This is a genomic window from Desulfomicrobium macestii, from assembly GCF_014873765.1.
Taxonomy (GTDB): domain Bacteria; phylum Desulfobacterota; class Desulfovibrionia; order Desulfovibrionales; family Desulfomicrobiaceae; genus Desulfomicrobium; species Desulfomicrobium macestii.
In genome coordinates this window covers 254916-277357 of sequence record NZ_JADBGG010000001.1, presented here as the reverse complement: position 1 = coordinate 277357, position 22442 = coordinate 254916, and the positions used below count along the sequence as shown (strand labels likewise).

Genomic DNA, 22442 nt, shown 5'->3' with positions numbered 1-22442 from the left:
CAGGCCGTGGAGCAGAAGCTCGCCTACACCGACTTCCTGGCCCTGCTCATTGAGGACGAGATCGCCCGTCGCGAACAACGCAAGCTCGTCATGCGTCAGCGCAGAGCCGGCATTAACACGCAGAAAACCCTCGAAAGCTACGACTTCACCTTCAACCTCGGAGTGAACCAGTCTCAGATCATGGATCTAGCCACTTGCCGCTACCTGGAGGAGAAGGCCCCGGTACTCATCGTCGGCCCTTGTGGCACCGGCAAGAGCCACCTCGCCCAGGCCTTGGGCCATATCGCCGTACGTCGCGGCTAAGACACCGTGTTCTCCTCCCACGCCAAGCTCCTGGGGCAACTCGCCTCGGCACGGGCCGTGGGCACCTACGAGCGCAAACTGGCGGCTCTGACCAAGGCGGATCTGCTCATCATCGATGACTTCGGCCTCAAGCCCATGCGCTCCGGGCAGGACGAGGACTTCCACGACGTCATCGCAGAGCGCTACGAGCGAAAACCGACGATCATCACCAGCAATCTGGACTTCTCGGAGTGGAACGACGCCTTCCACAACAAGCTGCTCGGCGCAGCCACCCTCGACCGGATCATGCACGGCGCCTACCAAGTCGTACTGGACGGCAAGAGCTACAGGACCCCTCGCAAGGATCTTTCCCCTTGCAGAGGCGACTCATAAACACATAACCAGACGAGGTCGTCCGAGCGAAAATCTCTCATGTTTGCTGGCGTCATTAAGGTGCCCATCGGTGGCGCTATTAGGGTGCCCAGTCACAGCCAAAGGGGCCACAAAGGGGGCCAAACTACTTGTCCAAATACAAATATACCTGATTTTAAAAGCTTATTTTTGAAAATCAATTCCCTCCCTCGCTACCAAAACACCAAAACCCGGTTTCAGCCGGGTTTTTTTATGCCTGCAGACAAAAATATCCCTTATAGCCTATAGTTATCTCGTTTTTTTCAGATTATCTCTCCACGTCTCACTCTGTTCCAATCCACCCAAAGGTCTGATTCCGGGGCAAGCTTCAAAAGGATAAGTTCGGCCCCCAACAGGCTCGGCAATCGAGCCAATGGCCCATCGAACACGCCAACCACATTGCTTTGACCACCCTCCCATCCAAACGACACCCGAATCGCCTTTATTCTTCTCCACTCCTCCGGTATGACCACCCTGTAAAACACACAACGAACCGCCGCCCGCAATTGGCTCGGCAACGGCATTCAGAACCTGACGTTCCCTGGCGAGGGTATCATGGACAATCAGTTGATTGGCGATCCGCAACCTGCGGATCAGCCTGAAGATCTGATACGACTGCTGGCCGCTAAGGACCTGGAAATCGCGGCCATGCAGAAGAAGCTGGAGAAGTACGAGGCTATCTTCCAGGGCCTGTCCGACGGCGTTTTGCTCATCGACGAGACGCTGTCCGAGTGCAACCAGGAGGCCTGCCAGATCTGGAAGTGCGAGAAGGATGACATCATCGGATTCTTCCCGAGCGATTTCGCCCCCCTCTTCCAGCCCGACGGCGAAAACTCCTACGAAATAGCGCAGAAGAAGGTCAGCGAAGCCCTGCGCGGCAATGTCCAGAAGTTCGAATGGAAGGACATCCGCCGCGACGGCATCATGATCGACACGCAGGTCATCCTGAACCGCATCGAAGTGGACGGAAAGGATTACGTGCTGGCCACCTTCAAGGACATCACGGATCTCAAGATCAAGGAGAACGAAAAGCAGGCCCTGCTGCACATGATGGAGAAGATCATCGAGGACAGGACCCGAACGCTGCAGGAGTACAACGAATCCCTGAACGAGGAGATAGCCCGCCGCAAGCGCACCGAGCGCAACCTCGAACACGCCTACATGGAGCTCGAACACATCTTCGACACCTCGGGCGACGGCATCCTCGTGCTCGACTCGGACCGCAACATCGTCCGCGCCAACCTCGCCTTCGCGGAACTGGTGGAACAGCCCGTCGAGGGGATTCTGGGCAAGAAGTGCTTCGACATCTTCCCCTGCCGCCACAAGTGCACGGACCACTGCATCATCCAGGAGATCGTCGTCGGCTCCTCCAAGACCGACTTCGAGAAGGAGTTCGTGTCCATCTCGGGCGAGCGAAAGTCCTGTCTGGTCAAGGCCGCGGCCCTGCGGGGCGAGGGCGGGGAGGTGCTCGGCATCGTCAAGAACTACAAGGACCTGACCAGCTACAAGCGATGGGTCGACAGGCTGCAGGAGTCCGAGGAGTTCCACCGCATCACCCTGGAGAGCATCTGGGACGCGATCTTTCTTACTACCGACGATGGCAGGATCGTCTTCGTCAGCTGCAACGTCACGGGTATCTTCGGATACGACTCTGACGAGATCCTCGGGTTCGACACCATCTTCGACCTCGTCGGCAACCGGTTCTACTCCAACCACGAACTGGCGGAGGTCAGGGAAATCAGGAACCTGGAGGTCGAGGTCACCGACAAAGGCGGACAGCAACGCACCCTCATCGCCAACGTCAAGCGCGCCGCCCTGCGCTCCGGCACCACCCTCATCGCCTTCCGCGACATCACCGAGCGCAAGAACGCCGAAAAACGCGCCAAGATCGAATACGAACAGCTCGTACAGGCAGGCAAGATGGTGTCGCTGGGCATCCTGGTCTCGGGCGTGGCCCACGAGATCAACAACCCCAACAACTCCATCATCCTCAATGTGCCGCTGCTCTCCCGCATGTGGTACGACGCGCGGGTCATCCTCGACCAGTACATGGACGAGCACGGCGACTTCATGCTCGGCAGCCTCCGCTACTCCTACGCCCGCGAGCGCGTGCCGCAGCTCTTCTCCGGGATCATGACCTCGTCCAGGCGCATCAAGCACATCGTGCAGGACCTCAAGAACTACGCCCGCCAGGGCTCCACCGTCATGAACGAGGTCATCGACATCAACGGCGTGCTGCGGGCCGCCGTGCTGCTCCTCGACAACCAATTGCAGAAGGCCACGAACCGCCTGGAGATCGGTTACGGCTTCGGCATGCCGCACTTCAGGGGCAACTTCCAGAAGATCGAACAGGTCATCATCAACATCCTCCAGAACGCCTGCGAAGCCGTGGACGACAAGGCCAAGGCCATCCGCGTGCGGACCGGCTTCGACCCCGCGCCGGGCCTGACCTGGCTCGAGGTGGAGGACCAGGGCCTGGGCATCAGCGACGAGGACCTGCCCTACGTGACCGACCCCTTCTACACCACCAAACGCGCCTGCGGGGGTACCGGTCTGGGCCTTTCCATTTCCTCCCGAATCATGCAGGAGCACGGCGGAGAATTGACCATCCATTCCCGCCGGGGCGAAGGAACGCGCGTCAGACTGACGTTCCCCGCCCGCCAAGAAGGAGACGCCGCATGATCCAGCCCTACCCCGTCCTCATCGTCGACGACGAGGCCGACATCCTGACCAGCTTCGACCTGTGCCTGCGCTCCTGCGGCATCGACAACATCATCTGCTGCCGGAAGCCCGCCGAGGCCATGCGCATCATCGACGGCCAGCCCCTGGGGGCCATGATCCTCGACCTGAGCATGCCCGGCGTCACCGGCCAGGAAATCCTGTCCCATGTGCGCGAGACGCGACCCGAACTGCCCGTCATCGTGGCCACGGGCGTGGAGTCCATCGAGTCGGCCGTGGAATGCATGAAACTCGGCGCCCTGGACTACCTGGCCAAGCCCGTCGAGGAAGAGCGGCTGATGGCCTCCGTGCGCACGGCCCTGGAGATGAGCCGCCTGCGCCGCGAGAACACGTCCCTGCGCGAGAGCCTCGTCCAGGACCGCCTGGCCAACCCCCAGGCCTTCGCCCATTTCACCACGGCCAGCATCAAGATGCGCCAGATCTTCAAGTACCTGGAGGCCGTCGCCGCCTCGCCCGAGCCCATCCTCATCAACGGCGAGACGGGCGTCGGCAAGGAGCTGGCCGCGCGCGCCGTGCACAAGCTGTCCTGCCCGGGCAAGCCCTTCGTGGCCGTCAACGTGGCGGGCCTCGACGACATGGTCTTCAGCGACACCCTCTTCGGCCACCGCAAGGGCGCCTTCACCGGCGCGGTCCTGGCCCGCAAGGGCCTCGTGGAGCAGGCCGCCGACGGCGTTCTCTTTCTGGACGAGATCGGCGACCTGAACGAAACGTCCCAGGTGAAGCTGCTGCGCCTCCTTCAGGAGCGCGAGTACATGCCGCTCGGCGCGGACCTTCCCCGCCCGTCCGAGGCGCGCATCGTGGTGGCCACCAACCGCGACCTGGAGGCCATGACCCGCGAGGGCCGCTTCCGCAAGGACCTCTACTACCGCCTGTGCACGCACATGGTCCGCATCCCGCCCCTGCGCGAACGCACCGACGACATCCCGGTCCTGCTGGACCTTTTCATCGGCCAGGCCGCCGCCAGCTTCGGCAAGGACGCGCCAAGACCCAGCCGCTGCCTGATCAGCCGCCTCAGCGCCTACCCCTTCCCCGGCAACGTCCGCGAGCTGCGCGCCTTCGTCTTCGACGCCATGGGCCGCTGGAACGGCGGGGATTTCTCCTGCGGCCCCGACAACGACAACCCCGGGCACCTCGGCATGCACGAGGAGCTGTGCTTCCCCGCCACCCTGCCGACCATCGACGAGACCGTGCATGCCCTGGTGCGCGAGGCCATGAGCCGGGCGGGCGGAGTGCAGACCGTGGCCGCGCGCTGGCTCGGCATCTCCCAGCCGGCACTGAGCAAGCGGCTGAAAAAAGACGGGCTCTGAAGCGTCTTTGAAATCATGGACACCCGTATAACCCATGGCATGAACCGCCGCAGGGGAATAACCGGGGTTATCTATCCGTAACCATTCCATGAATCGGCTTTTCCTCTGAAGCTTCGCCTCCAAGGCCATAACTAAAGTTATGGCCTTTTTTCATCCCATCCAACTAAATCCTTAAATTTCAGATAACTGCACTGTCATACAATCTGGCATGATCCTTCCAATACCAATCTCGAATTTCGGCACCGGCATCCCGGCCGCGTTCGAAAATACAACGGAGGACAGTTATGGTTCAAAACTACGTTTTCCCGGCGACCGTGTCCGAAGCGGTCACGGTCCTCAGCACCAACAGGGGGAAGGCCCGGATCATCGCCGGCGGCACCGACCTCATGCTGGAACTGCAGGACGGCAAGAACACCTGCGACGTGCTGGTGGACCTCACCCAGATCGCGGAACTCAAGAACATCACCGAAGAGAACGGGTTCATCCGCATCGGTGCGAGCGTCACCCACGCCCAGGCGGCCAAGTCCGAGCTGGTCCTGAAACACGCGCCGGCCCTGGCCCAGGCCTGCCGCAAGGTCGGGTCCCTGCAGATCCGCAACATGGGCACCATCATCGGCAACATCGTCACCGGCAACCCCGCCGCCGACGCCGCCGTGGCCCTGGCCTGCCTCGAAACCACGGCCGAGATCACCACCCAGGAAGGCATGCAGACCATGCCGCTCGAAGACATGTACGCCGGCGTCTGCCTGTCCTGCATCGACAGCTGCTGCCAGGTCGTGACCCACGTCAGATTTCCCGTGAAGCAGAAAGGCCAGGGTTCGGCCTACCTGCGCATGGAACAGCGCAAGGCCCTGGCCCTGCCCATGCTCGCCGTCTCGGCCATGGTCGAACTCGACGGCGACGCATTCAAGTGGGCCCGGGTCCTCATCGCCCCCGTGGGCGCGGGACCCCAGCACGCCCTCGACGCCGAGGAATTCCTCAAAGGCGCCCCCGTCACGAGCGCGACCATGACCGAAGCCGGGCAGCTGGCCCGCAACCAGGCCATGTTCCGCAGCAGCGCCATCCGCGGTTCCAAGGAATACCGGATGGGAGTCCTGCCCGTTTTCATCGAACGGGTCCTTCAAGCGGCAGTCGAAGACGCCCGCAAAGCATAACGGAGGAAGAACATGCCGAACCAGATCATTTCATTTCGACTCAACGGCGAGGTCATCGAGATCGCCGTCTCCCCCGCGGAGATGCTCCTCGATGTGCTCCGCGAAAAAATGCACCTCACAGGGACCAAGCGCGGCTGCGGCAAGGGCGAATGCGGCGCGTGCACCATCATCTTCAACGGCAAGGCCATGAACGCCTGCCTCATCCCGGCCATGCGCGCCCAGGGCGCGGACATCCAGACCATCGAGGGCGTCGAGGGCGATGGCGGCCTGCACCCGCTGCAGCAGAGCTTCATCGACAAGGGCGCGGTCCAGTGCGGCTTCTGCACCCCGGGCATGATCATGTCGGCCAAGGCCCTGCTGGACAAGAACAAGTCCCCCTCCAAGGAACAGATCAGGGAAGCGGTCGGCGGAAACATCTGCCGCTGCACGGGCTACGTCAAAATCGAGGAAGCGGTGGAAGACGCCGCGCGCAACCTGCGGGCCTCTGCCGTCAAGGGAGGAGACTTATGAGCCAGTTCGAATACGTAGGTAAAAGCGTCAACAGGCGCGACGGCGTGGACAAGACCACGGGTCGCGGCCTCTTCACCACGGACATCTTCCTGCCGGGAATGCTCTTCGCCAAAGTGCTGCGCAGCCCGCATCCCCACGCCCGCATCGTCAGCATCGACACCTCCGAGGCCGAGAAGCTGCCCGGGGTCAAGGCCGTCATGACCCACAAGAACGGCCCCAAAAACCTCTTCAACGCCGCCGTGCCCATGTTCCTGACCATCCCGCAGCTGGAGCGGGTACTGGACCAGTTGCTCTTCGACGAGGTCGTACGCCACGTAGGTGACGAAGTGGCCGCCGTGGCCGCCACCAGCGAAGCCATCGCTGAAAAGGCCCTGACCCTCATCAAGGTCGAATACGAAATCCTGCCCGCGGTCTTCGATCCGCTGGAGGCCATGAAACCCGAGGCTCCCGAACTGCATCCCGGCAAGGGCTGCACTCCCGAGGGCAGGAACATCCCTGCCGAGATCGTGAAGATCCCCTACAACGACGTGGAGAAGGGCCTCGCCGAATCCGACGTGATCATCGAAGAGACCTTCGAGTTGCCCGTGGTCAAGCAGGTCCAGATGGAGACCCAGGCCGCCGTGGCCCAGGTCGATGGCGACGGCAACGTGACCGTATGGTCCACCACCCAGACCCCGCACCCGTCCAGGGCCATCCTCGGCAAGATCTTCGACATCCCGGCCGGCAAGATCCGCGTCCTGGCCCCGCCTTACGTGGGCGGCGGCTTCGGAGTGCGCATCGGCCTGAGCGGCAAGGCCGAACCCATCGCCATGGGCCTGGCCCTGCTGGCCAAGCGGCCCGTCAAGATGATCTACACCCGCAAGGAGGACTTCATCGCCTCCGACACGCGCCACTCCGGCTACGTCACGGTCAAACTCGGTGCCAAGAGGGACGGCACCTTCCAGGCCCTGGACATGAAGGCCGTCCTCAACACGGGGGCCTTCTGCACCTTCGGCGCGGAACTGCCCGGCGTGTGCGGGGCCATGACCCTGGCCATCTACCGCATCCCGCACCAGCGCTACTTCGGACACAGCGTGTACACCAACTGCACCAGCGCCGGCGCCATGCGCGGCTTCGGCAACCCCCAGGGCAACCTGGCCATGGAGCAGGCCGTGGACATGATGGCCGAAAAGCTCGGCATGGATCCCATGGAACTGCGCAAGAAGAACATCATGCGCCCCGGCGACCCGTGGTGCCTGCCGTATCCCTGCGGAACGTCGGAGCTGCCCGAATGCATCCGTCAGGGCGCCGAAAGCATAGGCTGGTCGCGACGGGGCAAGCTCAATGAGCCAGACTCTGTCAAGCTGCGCGGCCTGGGAATGGCCGTCGGCACCCACGTCAGCAACGCCTGGCCCTTCTGCGTGGACTACGACAACGCCTACGTGACCATCCAGTCCGACGGCTCGGCCCAGGTGGCTTCGGGCGTGCCGGACATCGGCACGGGCACGAGCACCAGCCTGGTACAGATCGCGGCCGAGACCCTTGGCATGAACATGGACAACATCGGCCTGACCTACGGCGACACCCTGGGCACGCCCTTCGACATTGGCAGTCACGCCAGCCGCACCTGCTACGCCGCCGGAACAGCCATCAAGGCCGCCGCGGCCGACGCCCGCAAGCAGGTCCTGGATTACGCCGCCGGCTACTTCAACATCCCGGCCGAACGCCTGGAGATCAGAAAAGGCGTCATCGCCCCCACGGCCGAAAACCTCGGCGAGTGTTCGGGCTCGGGCCTGTGTCAGCTCGAAGAAGTCAAGGAGGGTAAGGGCAACTCCGTGACCATGGAGGAACTGGCCTACCACGCCCACGTCCGCAACAAGCAGTTCATCGGCGTCGGCCGCATCGTGCCCGAGAACGCCCCGCCGTGGCACGCCTGCTTCGCCGAGGTCGAGGTGGACACCCGCACGGGACAGGTCCGCGTGGTCAAGCTGGCCGCCGCCCATGACGTCGGCCGGGCCATCAACCCCATGATCGTCGAAGGGCAGATAGAGGGCGGCGCGGTGCAGGGTATCGGCTACGCTCTGAGCGAGGAGATCACCTATAACGACAAGGGCCAACAGCAGCAGTACAGCATGCACAACTACATGCTGCCCACGGCCGAGGACACGCCCGAGATCCACTCCATCATCGTCGAAGGCAACGACCCCACCGGCCCGTTCGGAGCAAAGGGAGCGGGCGAATGCAGCCTGGTCTGCCCGGCTTCGGCCATCGCCAACGCCGTGGCCAACGCCACGGGCTACCGCTTCAAGAAAATTCCGATGACGCCGGAACGCGTGTTCAAGGCCTTGAATTCATAAGCATGGCGGCGCAGGGGCCAGAGGCCTCTGCGCCGTTTCAGCCTGGAGGGGCGAAATGAAAAAACTGCTGTTAACCGCCGCGATGGCGACCTTCGTGATGATGGGATCGGCCGCCCTGGCCGGATCGGGCCACTACGTCAGCGGCGTGGAGGGCATCAAGGCCGCGACCCTGCCGCCCGAAGGAATCTACTGGCGCATGTACAACGTGCTCTATACGGCCGACGACCTGCGGGACAAGCACGGCAAAGAGGTCGACGTGGACTTTGACGTCAATGTCTACGCCCTGGTCAACCGCCTCGTGTACTCCTCGGGCATCGAACTGCTGGGCGCCAACCTCGTGGCCGACATCTGCGTGCCCCTGGTCTACACCGACATTTCAATGAAGGCCGGCGGCATGACGCTCTTCGACGACAACGAGTTCGGTCTGGGCGACATCCTCATCGAGCCGGCCATCCTGGCCTGGCACGGCCCCCGCTACGACGCGGCTTTGGGCGTAGGCGTATACCTGCCCACGGGCGACTTCGACGCCGACGAACCGGCCAGCCCCGGCAAGGGCTTCTGGACCGGCATGCTCACGGCCGGCGCAACCTTCTATTTCGACGAGGCGAAGACCTGGTCGATCTCCGCCCTGTCCCGCTACGAAATCCACTCGGAGCAGGAGGACACGGACGTCACCTACGGCAACGACTTCCACTTCGAATGGGGCCTGGGCAAGACCCTGGCCAAAACCTGGGACGTGGGCCTGGCCGGCTACTGCCGCTGGCAACTCACCGATGACAGCGGTCCCGGCACCACGAACGACCGCGAGGAAGCCTACGCCATCGGCCCGGAAGTCAGCGTCTTCGTACCCGAGTGGGGCCTGGGCGTATCCATGCGGTCCCTGTGGGAATTCGAGAACAAGGTCAATTCCCAGGGCAACGTGACCACCCTCATGATCATGAAAGCATTCTAAGGAAAAAGCCATGTTCACCATAGTCAACAGAGAGGAGATGGCCGGAGGCACGGTCATTTTAAACGAGATCGAGGCCCCGCGCATCGCGGCCAAGGCCAGGCCGGGGCAGTTCCTGATCCTGAAAGCGAACGAAAACGGCGAGCGCATCCCTTTGACCATGGCCGAGACCGATCCGGAAAAAGGCACGGTCACCGTCATCTACATGGTCGTAGGCAAGAGCACGGAGCTCTTCCGGCGCCTTGGGGTCGGCGACGCTTACCAGGACGTCATCGGGCCCCTGGGCCAGCCCACGCACATCGAACCGGGCAAGAACGTGGTCTGCGTGGGCGGCGGCACCGGCGTGGCCGTGCTGCACCCCATCGCCCGCGGCATGAAGCAGGCCGGCTGTGACGTCACGTCCATCATCGGCTCCCGCAACAGGGACCTGCTCATCCTGGAGGACAAGATGCGCCTGGCCTCCACCGACCTGCACATCTGCACCGACGACGGTTCCTACGGCCGCAAGGGCTTCGTGACCGAAGTGCTGAAGGAGAAACTGGAGGCTGGCGGCGTGGACCAGGTCGTGGCCATCGGCCCGGTGCCCATGATGAAGTTCGTGTCCCTCATGACGAGGGAATACGGCGTGCCGACCATGGTCAGCCTCAACCCCATCATGATCGACGGCACAGGAATGTGCGGCGGCTGCCGCGTGACCGTGGGCGGCGAGACCAAGTTCGGCTGCGTGGACGGGCCCGAGTTCGACGGCCACCAGGTGGACTTCGACGAGCTCATCCTGCGCCTGCGGGCCTACACCGAGCAGGAGCGCTGCAGCCACGAGCGCTGCAAGTGGGAAGAAGGGGGTGCCGCATGAGCGCCGCCAAGACTCCGCGACAGGCCATGCCCGAGCAGCCGCCTCTGGTCCGGGCCCGCAACTTCGAGGAAGTCCCCTTGGGCTACACCGCCGAACAGGCCGTGGCCGAGGCTTCACGCTGCCTGCAGTGCAAGAACCCGGCGTGCGTGCAGGGCTGTCCCGTGAACGTCGACATTCCGGGCTTCATCAAGCACATCGCCGCCGGCGACTTCGACAAGGCCATCGGCAAAATCTGGGAACGCAACAGCCTGCCGGCCGTGTGCGGCCGGGTCTGCCCCCAGGAGATCCAGTGCGAGGGCAACTGCCTGCTGGGCCGCAAGGGCGAGGCCGTGGCCATCGGCAACCTGGAGCGCTTCGCCGCGGACTGGGAACGGCAGCACCACGTCTGCGAGCTGCCCTCCCGCGACGCGGCCACGGGCAAGCGCGTGGCCGTGGTCGGATCGGGGCCGTCCAGCCTGACCGTGGCCAGCGATCTGGTGCTCAAAGGGCATGAGGTCGGTCTGTTCGAGGCCTTCCACAAGCCCGGCGGCGTGCTCGTCTACGGCATCCCGGAGTTCCGGCTGCCCAAGGACATCGTCGGCGCCGAGGTGGCCTGCCTGCAGGCCCAGGGCGTGAGCCTTGAGTGCGATGTGGTCGTGGGACGCACCGTGACTGTGGACGAGCTCTTCGAACAGGGCTTTGACGCCGTGTATCTGGGCGTGGGCGCGGGCCTGCCCAAGTTCATGAGGATCCCGGGGGAAAACCTCGTGGGCGTGCTCTCGGCCAACGAATACCTGACGCGGGCCAACCTGATGAAGGCCTACCTCTTCCCCGAAGTGGACACGCCCATCCCGCGCGGCAAGCGCGTGGCAGTCCTTGGCGGCGGCAACGTGGCCATGGACAGCGCCCGCACGGCCATGCGCCTGGGCGCGGACAAGGTCAGCCTGGTCTACCGCCGCTCCCGCGAGGAGATGCCGGCGCGCAAGGCCGAGATCCATCACGCCGAGGAGGAGGGGCTCGATTTCCAGCTCCTGTGCAACCCGGTGCGCTACCTGGGCGACGACAAGGGCCGCCTGACGGGCATCGAATGCATCCGCATGGAACTGGGCGAACCCGACGCGTCGGGCCGCAGACGGCCGGTGGAGGTGCCGGGATCGGAGTTCGTCCTCGAGTGCGACCTGGCCATCGTGGCCATCGGCTCCGGGGCCAACCCGCTGCTGACCCGCTCCACGCCGGACCTCCCCCTCAACAAATGGGGCTACGTCACGGCCAACGCGGACACGGGCAAGACGGGCAAGAAGGGCGTCTGGGCCGGCGGCGACATCGTCACCGGCGCGGCCACGGTCATCCTGGCCATGGGCGCGGGCCGCAAGGCGGCCGACTCCATCCACGAGTACCTGACCTGGGGCTGGTAACAACACGGGGGAGGGATTCCCTCCCCCTTCCCGAAGCCACGAGGAGGCAGCATGAATCTGAGCGAACGGGTCATCGCCATCAAGAGCGGCGGGGAAATGGCATCGGCCGTGGTCTGGCGGCTGCACCACGCGCGGATGCGGCGCATCGTCATCCTGGAGACGCCCCACCCCCTGGCCGTGCGACGCACGGTCAGCTTCTGCGAAGCCGTGCACGACGGGGACTGCATGGTCGAGGACGTGCGCGGGGTGCGCGTGGACGGCCCGGAACAGATCGAAGCGGTCTGGGCCGCCGGCGACGTGCCCGTGCTGATCGACCCGGCCTGGAAAAGCCTTGAGGCCATCAGGCCCGACGTGCTCATCGACGCCATCATCGCCAAGCGCAACCTGGGCACGCGCATGACCGACGCGCCCCTGGTCATCGGCATGGGGCCGGGCTTCACGGCCGGCCGGGACGCCCATCTCGTCGTCGAGACCAACCGCGGCCACAACCTGGGCCGCATCATCACCGCAGGGAAGGCGGCCCCGAACACGGGCATCCCCGGCACCATCGGCGGCTTCTCGAAAGAACGCGTGCTGCGCGCGCCCGTGCCGGGCAAGCTCATCTGGGACTGCCGCCTCGGGGATCTGGTGGAGAAGGGGCAGGTCCTCGGACACGTCGCTGGATCGCCGGTCACGGCGGAAATACCCGGCCTCCTGCGCGGCCAGATCCGCCCCAACGGCCATGTGCCCCAGGGGCTCAAGCTCGGGGACATCGACCCCAGAGGGGACCTTTCCTTCCTGCACACCATCTCGGACAAAGGCCGCGCCCTTGGCGGCGCCGTGCTGGAATGCGTCATGAGGGTGTACAATTGACCGTGCCGGAGACCATGGCCGAAGCCCTGAACCTCCCGGGGCATGGCCTGCTGGCCATCGTCGGCGCAGGCGGCAAGACCACGGCCATGTACCGTCTGGCCGCGGAACTGGCCGGGCGCGGGCGGCGGGTGGCCTGCACGACCACGACGCGCATCTTCCCCCCAAAGCCGCACCAGGCCCGCCTCATCCTGGCCGAGAACAACGAGCGGCTCCTGGAGGAATGCCGAGATGCCGCGTCCTCGGACCTTCCCGTCTGTCTGGCCTGGACCGTGGGCGGCGGCAAGCTCATGGGGCTCGCGCCGGACTTCATCCACAACCTGGCGGACGCGGGAATCTTCGACTGGATCCTGGTCGAGGCCGACGGCGCGCGCTGCCTGCCCCTCAAGGCCCCGGCCGCGCATGAGCCGGTCATCCCGGCGCGCAGCACCCATGTGCTGGCCGTGGCGGGCCTGACGGCCATAGGCGGCCCGCTGGACGAAAATCATGTCTGCAGAAGCGCGCGTTTCGCGGAGCTGGGGGGTCTCGCTCCCGGAGCCCGCGTCACGCCGGCCTCCGTGGCGCGGGTCTGCGCGCACCCCGAAGGCATGTTCAAGGGCGCGCCGGACGACGCCGTGCGCCTGCTGTGGCTGAACCAGGCCGACATGCCGCGCGCCCTGGACCACGGCCGCGAGGTCCTCGGGCTGCTGCGCGACGCCGCCGCCCTGCCCCAGAGGGCCTGCATCGGCGCGGCCGACTCCCTGACCTTCGCGACGGAGGTCTGGCCGTGAGCGTGCGCGGCGTGATCCTCGCGGCCGGGCTGGGACGGCGCATGGGTGCGGTCAAGCAGCTCCTGCCCCTGCACGGTCGGCCGTTGCTGCAGCACGTCATCGACGCGGCCCGGGCCTCGAGCCTCGAACATGTGCTGCTGGTCCTGGGCAACGCCCACGGGGAAATCCTGCCGAAGATCGACGCGAGCGGCATCGCCGTGGCCGTGAACCCGGACTTCGCCGCAGGCCAGAGCACGTCGGTGCGCACCGGCCTGCGCAACGGCCCCGACGCCGACGGCGTCATGTTCCTGCTCGGCGACCAGCCCCTTGTCGGCACGGCACTCATCGACACGCTCGTCGAATGTTTCCTGGCCGAGCGCCCCATGGCCGTCGTCCCGGTCCACCAGGGCCGGCCCGGCAACCCCGCCGTCATCGGCCGCGAACTGATGCGCCAGGCGTCCGCGCTGACCGGCGACATCGGCGCGCGGCGCCTGCTGAAGGAGCACGCCAGGCATGTGCGGGAGGTCGAGGTGGACGATCCCGCGCTCCTGCGCGACGTGGACACCATGGACGATTACCTGGCCCTGCTCGCCACGCGGCAGCCGGGCTCGGACGAAATTTTCAGACCCTGAACAAGGAGAAGGACATGAAGACCATCGCAGTCGAACACGCCGTGGGAACGGTGCTGTGTCATGACATCACGAGAATCGTGCCGGGCGGCGGAAAAGGTCCGGCCTTCCGGCGCGGCCACGTGGTGCGCGAGGAGGACATCCCGGCCCTGCTCGATATCGGCAAGGCCAACCTGTACGTCTTCGACCCGGCCGACGGCTACGTGCACGAGGATACGGCCGCCATCCGCCTGTCCCGCGCCGCGGCCGGCCAGGGCATCGCCTTCAGCGAGCCCCAGGAGGGCAAGGTCACCCTGACCGCGTCCCACAACGGACTGCTGTGCATCGACGTCGACGGCCTCACGCGCCTGAACGACATCCAGGACGTGAGCTTCGGGACCATCCATCGCCATCAGCGCGTGAAGCCGGGCCGCGTCCTGGCCGGCACGCGGGTCATCCCCCTGGTCGTGCCCGAGGCGCTCATGCAGGAGGCCGAGGCCGTCTGCGCCGAACACAGCCCGCTCATCGAGGTCAGGCCCCTCAGGCACGCGCAGGTCGGCGTGGTCACCACGGGCAGCGAGATCTTCAACGGGCGCATCAAGGACGGCTTTGGCCCGCTGCTGCGCGCCAAGTTCGACGACCTTGGCAGCGAGGTCGTGGACCAGGTCTTCGTCTCGGACATGGTGGGCATGACCGCCGACGCCATCACATCCCTGGTCCGCCAGGGCGCGGACTTCATCGCCGTGACCGGCGGCATGTCCGTGGACCCCGACGACCAGACCCCGGCCGCCATCCGCGCCACCGGCGCCGAGGTCATCTCCTACGGCGCCCCCACCTACCCCGGCGCCATGTTCATGCTGGCCTACCTGGACGATGTCCCCGTCCTCGGACTGCCCGGCTGCGTCATGTACTACAAGGCCAGCATCTTCGACCTGGTGGTCCCCCGCCTCCTGGCCGGCGAACGCCTCACACGGCGTGACATCGTGGCCCTGGGCCACGGCGGCCTGTGCGAAAACTGCGGAACATGCAGGTACCCTGCCTGCGGATTCGGTAAGTGAGTGATCGGGACCTTATTATCAAGGCAAGATGAAAATCGTCGGATGAAGCTCTATAAATGTTCATTTCGAAGATGAATCCATATCTGCAATGGTGCATAAGAGAGACTTAAAGAGCTACATCCGACGACATCTCAACTTCTTTCAGCACCATTGCCACCCACTGCCTGACCACCGACGATCACTTGTCCGGGATTAGGATTTCTGCGCCTGGAAGCTTCTTGGACCACGGACGGATATCGCTTCGTCCTACATGGCACAGTTGTTCATGAACCTTGCCAACAAGAGGTCGGACAGTACCAAATTGATCAGTGCTCTGGCTGATGGAACGGCCTGTTTCAAAAAAATCCGAATTTCATTTGCAGACAGATCACTGCGAAATCAACATGCCTGTCATCCACTAAAATTCATAAAATCGGACATTTACAATTTTAACTAGAAACTATAACAGAAAATTGATTATTGAAAAATTGCTTGAAATATGAAACTGAAACCATGTTAAAGAAATATGGTTTTGAGCGGTTTTGAAAAACGCATGAAAATGGTGAAGCATGATGAGCATTTTCAAAAATTCAGGCACACGTAAAAATACAAAAATTTCCTTTCGGACCGATGATGAAACGCTCGATCAACTCAAAGCGATTTGTAGAATTGAAAACAGAACAATTTCATCTTTGATAGAGAGCATACTTACAGAATATGTACTTATTCACGAGAACAATTCACTCGCAGAACAAGAAAAAAGACTTTCTCCACGAAAAAAATGCTCCATACCCGCTGTAATATTAGCCGATAAAAATAATAAAAAATCTTATTTTAACTGCCTAATCAAGAGTCTTTCAGCAAATTCAGCCCAACTTGTTCTAAAAAAAATTCCAGATGAAGAAAATTTTTACAGTAATTTTTTTATTCTATTCAAACTGCCAAAAAATGACCACCCACTACTTGTATCAAGCCAATTGATTCGATCTAAATGTTTAGAAAATGAATGCATGATTGTCGCAAAAATTAACTGTGATAGTGATGCAGATAGTGAAATGCTGCAAAAATATTTACTCAAAATAGAGTTTAAAGATAATAACGATAAAAAATGACACCTGTTACCCAATAATCAATAATTGTTTTTTAAAAGGATATACTGATGGAAACTAAGAATTTGCTTAAAAGAAGGGTTTTGCGAGACGATGTCGCAGAATATTTGATGGAATCCATTCTCAAGGGGGATCTCAACCCGGGAGACAAGATAGTTGAATCAAAATTGGCAAGGGAACTCTCCATCAGCCAAGGAGCGGTAAGAGAAGCCATTCGCGATTTGATCGCGCAGGGAGTACTGGAAACGGAACCTTACAAAGGCACACGCATAAGGACTCTCACCAAAGACCAGCTCAATGACTACTATGACGTGCGCACGGAAATTGAAGCCCTGGCTGTAAGATGGAGCATCGTCAAACATGAATCCAAGTATCTTGATCTCGCTTTTTTGAAGAGTTGCGTCGATAACATGCAAATATGCGTCGACAAAAACGATTCAAAAAACATGCGAAAACACGACATGGCGTTTCATTTGGCCATCGTTCAGGCCGCACACAGCGAATCACTTGAAAAGGCCTGGAATTCACTGGGAAATTACTACTGGACCTATATCGCGGTTTACTACGATCACGCCGCTTCCTTGTTGCAAAACCAGATCGTCAAGCATCAGACCATGTACGAAGCCATAGCTGCAGCAGACATCAATGCCTATGCAAGCTGCGTTCGTGGCCACTACTTCGATACCGACGAACTCTTCCCTGAAAAAAAATAACGCGACAGTGTTCTGCTGAATTTCGGCATTCCGCACACAAAAACAAAGGCCGCTTGTCAGCAAGCGGCCTTTGTTTTTGTGTGCGGACAGGGAAAATACTACATAATGCGGGGCTGGATGAAGATAAGGAGTTCAGCCTTGGACTTGGCATCATAGGTATTTTTGAAAAGCCAGCCCAAACCGGGCACGTCGCCCAATCCGGGGATCTGATTCGTGCCACTGGTTTCAGTGGTTTTCTGCACGCCACCGATGACGATGGTTTCACGATCGCTGACCATCATCTTGGTCTTGGTCTGCTTGGTATCGATGTCACGACCATCACTCTTGGGACTGTCGTCGCTGATCTCAAGATCCAGAATCAGCTTGTTGTCAGGAGTGATCTGAGGAAGAACGGAAATTTTGAGAACCGCTTCCTCATATTCGGTCGTGGTGCCACCGCTCTCAGATTCCGTTGCCGTGGCAAGCTTGGTGCCCTGCTGTATCTCGGCCCTGTTGTTGTTCAACGTAAGGATTCGAGGAGAAGAGATCGTCTTGACCAGATTCTTTGCTTCACCAAGCTGGAGCGCTGCGTCGAGGGCAAACAAGTCTTCGCCCAGGAATTTACCAATTGTCCCACCAAGAGTGATGCCATTTACCGTATTGATCGCGTTCAAACCCGTCGAAGCGAAATTGCCGCGCCACTGCTCACTGGGGAGATTCTCAGCAGTTTCGGTGCTGTAAGTCGTGCCCCATTTGACGCCAAGGCTTCTCTGGAATTCGTCCGTGGCGTAAACAAGCCGAGCTTCGATCATGACCTGGCGTTCGGCCCGGTCGAGCTTCTTGATGAAACTGTCCACTCGCTTCAAAGTATCTTCAGTATCGGTGACAATCAAAATGTTGGTGCGCGGGTCCGAAGAGGCAGAACCCCGGCCCGTCAACATCGTCTTGACCTTGCCTTCAAACTCGGCAGCGGTATTGTAGTTTATCTGCATGTATTCAGTCTTGAGCGGGGCAAGATTCTGCATGCTTACCTGCGCCTGGATTGCGGCTTCACGGGCTTTTTGCAGCTGGACACGTTCAGCTTCAAGTTTCGTGGTGGAAGCAATGCGCATGATGTTGCCCTTTATGACCATGCCCAGACCTCTTTGCAGAAGCACAAGGTCAAGCGCCTGATCCCAAGGAATGTCCACGAGCTTAAGAGAAATCTTTCCGGAAATATCATCGTCGAGGATCAGATTGTACCCGCTGATTTCAGAAATGAGACGCAACACATGCTCAACATCCGCATCCTGCAAATCGATGGATATCCGCTCACCCGTGTAACGCTCTTTCATGCCTGGAAAGAGAGTGTTGAGTTCCTGAATCTCGCTGGTGGTTTCCGCAAGAGCGTCTCCAGGTGCAGCAGCTTCAGTGCCGGCGACATCGCCCATTCCAGCTTGCGCGCTTTTGCCCTTGATCAGGATATGGGTTTCATCGCCTTTGCGCAGCACCGACAAAGCGGGGTTTTTCGCACCGGCAAATACGAGATATGCGTTGCCGTCGTTACCGTTGAGGGCGGTAACATAATCGATCGCGGACCCAAGTTTTGTAACGTCATATTTTTTCAGCAACGCATCCTGAAATTGCACTTTGCGGAACGTGAGCTTGAAATCGCCGTCTTGGCCAGGTGTGACTTCAAAAGGAAGGCTCGAATATGTGACGACTTGCAGAGAGTCATTCTTGGGTTTGAAATTCAGTGAAGAGATGTAGTTCGAAGGGAGCTGAGGAGTCGACGTCTCGTCAGATACGAGCATCAGACGACCGAGAGTTTCTGATTGCTTTGAAAGAAGAAACTTGCTGTTCGCTTTTAAAAAAACATTCAATGCCGTGACTTTGTCACCATCCATTTCTTTTTGAATATCACTGACAAGCTCCGTCACATTAAGAGGAAGCTCAAAGTCAGTTACCGGAGGAGTAAACAGTACCTTGATATTTTTATCAGCATCATGATCTGCGTAAACCTGCGTATTGGCATCCAATGGCATATCGATGATTGTTTTTCCAAGCGCCTCGGAAACAACCACCGCAGGTAGATTTTGAACAGGCACATCCGTTCCTGCACCTGTATCCATGTTGGCGGGCTTAGAGTGCGTTGCGCATGAAGTCAGCACAACGATACAACCAAAAAATAAAAATCCAGATATCGCTCTGAAGATCTTCATAGCACCCTACTCCTTCTCTTGCCGCAATCTTAAATTAATTATTCGCTTTTTTGCTTCACCAAAAACATCAATGACATCTTCTTCGACGACAAGTACTTCATTTCCAATAGAAGTGACCACGCCATCATACAGCCCGATTGTCATGCCGGGGCGGATCAAGTATCCCTTGCCGTCCGGCAGCTCAACCATCGCCATGGAGTTTCCGCCCACCTTGTTGATAATGCCGATGAGCTTCAAGCTTCGCACATCGACCGTTTCCAGCGGCGTGGCAGCTTTCTTTTCAATTTTCGATTTTTTGGCGGCCTGCATGAGTTCGTATTCGCGAATCTTCACAAATGACACAAACGGATCAATTTTACCTTTTGCGTCATATGGGGGATACTGTGAAGTTATCCAGTCCGGAAATTCCTGACCGGACGCATTCGTCTGCCCCTCGGCGGCAAAGACAGGCGCACATAGAAAAAACAAGGCCGTCAGGATCAAAATGTGTACTTTCATGGCGTCTCATTCACTTTTTTTTCTTATTTTGATTCTTTTGAGCTTCACGAGCCTCGATTTCAGCCGCTGTAAGAGCCCTGTAGACTTGAAGAACAAGACTGGTATTGAGATACTTTTCCGTCGGAGAAAAATCAGAGACTGGCGAAAAAGTGATATTTTGGATGGTTACAAGACGATCGAGTCGCGATAGGCGGTCGAAATACGTAACAAGACGGTGGAACGTCCCGCTAATTTGCAGCTGAACCGAACGAGTCGCATAAAATTCCTGAATTTGTTCAGCGCCGGGTTGAAAAAGGATAAACTCCACATTTTCATCGCGGCCCAACTTCTCAAAGGAGGCAAGCAGCATCTCTAGCGCCCGGGCATCCTCGGGTAGAAGGGTCTTGGCGTAATAAAGCTCCTTTTTGCGCAAGGACAGGCTGCGCTCCAATTCCGGCAGTTTGGCGACCTGCGAGCGATACAGAGCGATGTCCTTGTCGAGCTTCTCGATGGTTTGCTCGGCCTTGGTCATCTGAATTAGCTTGTCATCGAGGATGAAGTACCAATACGCTCCATACACCAACCCTGCCAAACCGAGCAGTATCAAAAACAACTGCAGGGATGACAATTCCGCAAATTTTTTGGAAACTGTAGATTTATCCATTTGTTGTTCCATTCGTACTTGTGTTCTCGAAATACTCTTGAGCCTTGACGGAACATTCGAAGGATACCAGCCCCAGCCCGTCAATTTCACGACGCGACGTCCTTCGGGTGTCTACACTGGCAATATATTTCGACAGACGAAGCCTTTCAACGAAGCTGACGAAAGCCTGGTTGTCCAATGCCACTCCACTGAGGGCAATATTTCCATTGGCATCAACATTGAACTTTTCAACCCACAATTTGTTTTGCGGCATATTGGTTACAACCTCATCAATATACTTGACCGGCAACCCCTGACGAAGCCGAACTTGCTTGATGATCTTGATCCTTCCTTCGATATCCTGAAGTTCCTGTATGGTCTGGTTGACCTTGGCGACTTCTTTTTCCAGAAGCGTCTTTGTCTGCGTTTTTTTGGACACGGACGCATTCAAATCCGCGAGCTGAGCGGAAAAATAGTAGTCTACGGCAAAAACGGATCCAAGCACCAGAATGACGCCCAACACGAAAAAAACAAAGCTTTTCTCAATGTTGGTCGATTTTGTTCGCTTTTGCTGAGGAAGTAAATTAATTTTGATCATAGCTGGCTTCCAATATTATATTGCTCTCAAGGCAAGGCCAAAAGGAACAACCATTTGCGGGCCTATTTCTTCAAGATATTCTTTCTGAAAAGAATTTCTGTCGACAAAAATCTTTCGGAACGGATTGTGATATTGAACATCAAGGTCGAGCTCTTTCTGAAAAACATCCTTCAGTCCGCCAAGCAAGGCTCCGCCTCCGGAGAGATAGAGAGACTCGGCCGGCACGACATTGCTCGAGGATGAATGATAGAATCCTATCAGACGCTTCAATTCATCACACCAGTTCTTGAAAGTCTTGTTCACCGCGTCGGCAATGGCCTTGGCGTTCTTTTCGTCAAGGTCATCCTTGCCGCCCAACTTGATCCGCTCCGCTTCCATCCTCTTCAGATTGAGTATGGAGGCCAACGACTCCGTCACCACCCGCCCTCCAAAGGAAACCTCGCGCAAAAAAACAGGCTGGGCATTGTGATAAATGCAAAAAACGCTCTGTGCGCCGCCAATGTCGAGGAGGTAGACAGGCTTTTCCTGCAATTCAGGATAATTGTATTCAAAGCTATTGCATATCGCAAAAGAGTCGACATCGATAACCGAGAGGGACAGGCCGGACTGGGTGATCACATCGCTCAGATTCTGGACGACCTTTTTCTTACTGGCCACAAGCAAGACGTCATAGCTCTTTTCTTTTGCGCCAGGACCCAGGATCTGAAAATCGAGGTAAACATCATTGATATCGAAAGGAATGTACTGACGTGCGTCTTTGTGAACCGTGTCGCCCAGAGTCTTGGGTGAATCAGACTCGAAAGTGACACGTTTTACTATAACCGCGTGCCCGGCCATCGAGGAGGCGACCACCTGCTCCTTGAGCATAAGCTGTGACCAGAGCCCTGCAATCTTTTTTGCTGTTGCCGAATTGTTGTCGAGATCACCAGGTTGCCATGGACTCCTGGCAAGGCTCTCCAGAATAAAATCACCTTTTCCCGGCCGAATCTTTACCATTTTCAGCCATTCGCTTCCAAGATCCAAACCGACACCGGCATTTTTCTTAGAAAAAAAACCTAATTTTTTCACAGCGTTATATCCTCAACGATTTTTTTCTTCACCCAGAACCATGCATTTACTCGTCGATAGTTCATTTATTAGCATAAAACATTCAGCCCATGCAAGAAATAATGCGTTGAAAAACAGTGAATAAAATAATCATCTCTCAGGCTTTTGAAACTTAATCCATCGACACAAACAAAACCCATTCTGTCTACCTGCGGAGGAGTCATCGCCACAACACCATCTGGTATTTTTCTCGATACGTAACGAGGGGAGCAATTCACTCGCAATTAAGCCTTCTGCTTTGCGTTGAAAGATAACGACAACCACTTTCTCTTCTCAAAATCATCCATTTGACCCGATTTCTCATCGTTTGAGCATGTCAAACAATAACGCCGACTTCTTGCCCGCTGGAGCAGTGAGCCATCATTTCGAAAGAAAAAAGCCCGATTCTTTTTTAAAGAATCGGGCCCGAGTCGACCAAGCAATGCCATATTGAAAAT

The 22442-nt window shown here is 58.8% G+C and carries 19 protein-coding genes and 1 pseudogene; 15 read left to right on the top strand and 5 right to left on the bottom strand.

Translation table 11 applies throughout. The annotated features are described in order from the left end of the window. Nucleotides 1-6: 6 nt before the first annotated feature. From istB to H4684_RS01210, 15 genes and pseudogenes are all read left to right on the top strand, one after another. Nucleotides 7-675 (top strand): annotated as a pseudogene (gene istB, locus H4684_RS01275) (IS21-like element helper ATPase IstB). A 573-nt stretch (nucleotides 676-1248) separates the two neighbouring features. Beyond that, the gene (locus H4684_RS01270) at nucleotides 1249-3375 is read left to right on the top strand and encodes a PAS domain S-box protein (RefSeq protein WP_192622565.1); all 2127 of its coding nucleotides are present in this window, start codon (nucleotides 1249-1251) and stop codon (nucleotides 3373-3375) included. Then, on the top strand, nucleotides 3372-4739 hold the full coding sequence (locus H4684_RS01265; protein ID WP_192622564.1) for a sigma-54-dependent transcriptional regulator: 1368 nt from the start codon (nucleotides 3372-3374) through the stop codon (nucleotides 4737-4739). Before H4684_RS01270 ends, H4684_RS01265 begins: the two co-directional genes overlap by 4 nt. Before the next feature lie 284 nt (nucleotides 4740-5023). Next, nucleotides 5024-5893: an FAD binding domain-containing protein gene (locus tag H4684_RS01260; RefSeq protein ID WP_092188015.1), complete on the top strand. Its 870-nt coding sequence runs from the start codon at nucleotides 5024-5026 to the stop codon at nucleotides 5891-5893. A gap of 12 nt (nucleotides 5894-5905) precedes the next feature. Beyond that, the gene (locus H4684_RS01255) at nucleotides 5906-6403 is read left to right on the top strand and encodes a (2Fe-2S)-binding protein (protein ID WP_092188017.1); all 498 of its coding nucleotides are present in this window, start codon (nucleotides 5906-5908) and stop codon (nucleotides 6401-6403) included. Beyond that, entirely contained in the window at nucleotides 6400-8739 is a 2340-nt protein-coding gene (locus H4684_RS01250) for a xanthine dehydrogenase family protein molybdopterin-binding subunit (protein WP_092188019.1), read from the top strand. The genes H4684_RS01255 and H4684_RS01250 overlap by 4 nt, the downstream gene beginning before the upstream one ends. Before the next feature lie 55 nt (nucleotides 8740-8794). Beyond that, nucleotides 8795-9691 carry a SphA family protein gene (locus H4684_RS01245; RefSeq protein WP_192622563.1) on the top strand — a complete coding sequence of 299 codons (897 nt, stop codon included), beginning with the start codon at nucleotides 8795-8797 and terminating at the stop codon, nucleotides 9689-9691. A gap of 10 nt (nucleotides 9692-9701) precedes the next feature. Further along, nucleotides 9702-10541 carry a sulfide/dihydroorotate dehydrogenase-like FAD/NAD-binding protein gene (locus tag H4684_RS01240; protein WP_192622562.1) on the top strand — a complete coding sequence of 280 codons (840 nt, stop codon included), beginning with the start codon at nucleotides 9702-9704 and terminating at the stop codon, nucleotides 10539-10541. Further along, a complete protein-coding gene (gene gltA / locus H4684_RS01235) occupies nucleotides 10538-11935 on the top strand; it encodes an NADPH-dependent glutamate synthase (RefSeq protein ID WP_192622561.1) in 1398 nt (465 codons plus the stop codon). The genes H4684_RS01240 and gltA overlap by 4 nt, the downstream gene beginning before the upstream one ends. A 51-nt stretch (nucleotides 11936-11986) precedes the next feature. Then, complete coding sequence (gene yqeB / locus H4684_RS01230) at nucleotides 11987-12787, top strand: selenium-dependent molybdenum cofactor biosynthesis protein YqeB (protein WP_192622560.1); 801 nt, start codon at nucleotides 11987-11989, stop codon at nucleotides 12785-12787. Nucleotides 12788-12801: 14 nt separating this feature from the next. Continuing rightward, nucleotides 12802-13554: a selenium cofactor biosynthesis protein YqeC gene (gene yqeC / locus H4684_RS20525; protein WP_225940163.1), complete on the top strand. Its 753-nt coding sequence runs from the start codon at nucleotides 12802-12804 to the stop codon at nucleotides 13552-13554. Further along, on the top strand, nucleotides 13551-14165 hold the full coding sequence (locus tag H4684_RS01225; RefSeq protein ID WP_318779601.1) for a nucleotidyltransferase family protein: 615 nt from the start codon (nucleotides 13551-13553) through the stop codon (nucleotides 14163-14165). Before yqeC ends, H4684_RS01225 begins: the two co-directional genes overlap by 4 nt. 14 nt (nucleotides 14166-14179) lie before the next feature. Then, nucleotides 14180-15199 carry a molybdopterin-binding protein gene (locus tag H4684_RS01220; protein WP_192622558.1) on the top strand — a complete coding sequence of 340 codons (1020 nt, stop codon included), beginning with the start codon at nucleotides 14180-14182 and terminating at the stop codon, nucleotides 15197-15199. Between the two features lie 551 nt (nucleotides 15200-15750). Next, nucleotides 15751-16290 carry a PilZ domain-containing protein gene (locus H4684_RS01215; protein WP_161948990.1) on the top strand — a complete coding sequence of 180 codons (540 nt, stop codon included), beginning with the start codon at nucleotides 15751-15753 and terminating at the stop codon, nucleotides 16288-16290. Nucleotides 16291-16337: 47 nt separating this feature from the next. Then, the gene (locus H4684_RS01210) at nucleotides 16338-17000 is read left to right on the top strand and encodes a GntR family transcriptional regulator (protein ID WP_092188033.1); all 663 of its coding nucleotides are present in this window, start codon (nucleotides 16338-16340) and stop codon (nucleotides 16998-17000) included. Nucleotides 17001-17098: 98 nt separating this feature from the next. Here the strand turns inward: H4684_RS01210 and H4684_RS01205 are convergent, their stop codons facing one another. The 5 genes from H4684_RS01205 to pilM are packed head-to-tail and all read right to left on the bottom strand — an operon-like array spanning nucleotide 17099 to nucleotide 21966. Then, a complete protein-coding gene (locus H4684_RS01205) occupies nucleotides 17099-19180 on the bottom strand; it encodes a type IV pilus secretin PilQ (protein ID WP_092188035.1) in 2082 nt (693 codons plus the stop codon). Between the two features lie 6 nt (nucleotides 19181-19186). After that, nucleotides 19187-19678: a pilus assembly protein PilP gene (locus tag H4684_RS01200; RefSeq protein ID WP_092188037.1), complete on the bottom strand. Its 492-nt coding sequence runs from the start codon at nucleotides 19676-19678 to the stop codon at nucleotides 19187-19189. Nucleotides 19679-19688: 10 nt separating this feature from the next. Continuing rightward, nucleotides 19689-20321, bottom strand: coding sequence for a type IV pilus inner membrane component PilO (locus H4684_RS01195; RefSeq protein ID WP_161948991.1), 633 nt, complete (start codon nucleotides 20319-20321; stop codon nucleotides 19689-19691). Continuing rightward, a complete protein-coding gene (locus H4684_RS01190; protein WP_092188041.1) occupies nucleotides 20314-20898 on the bottom strand; it encodes a PilN domain-containing protein in 585 nt (194 codons plus the stop codon). The genes H4684_RS01195 and H4684_RS01190 overlap by 8 nt, the downstream gene beginning before the upstream one ends. Nucleotides 20899-20913: 15 nt before the next feature. Next, a complete protein-coding gene (gene pilM / locus H4684_RS01185; protein WP_092188043.1) occupies nucleotides 20914-21966 on the bottom strand; it encodes a type IV pilus assembly protein PilM in 1053 nt (350 codons plus the stop codon). Nucleotides 21967-22442 lie beyond the last annotated feature (476 nt).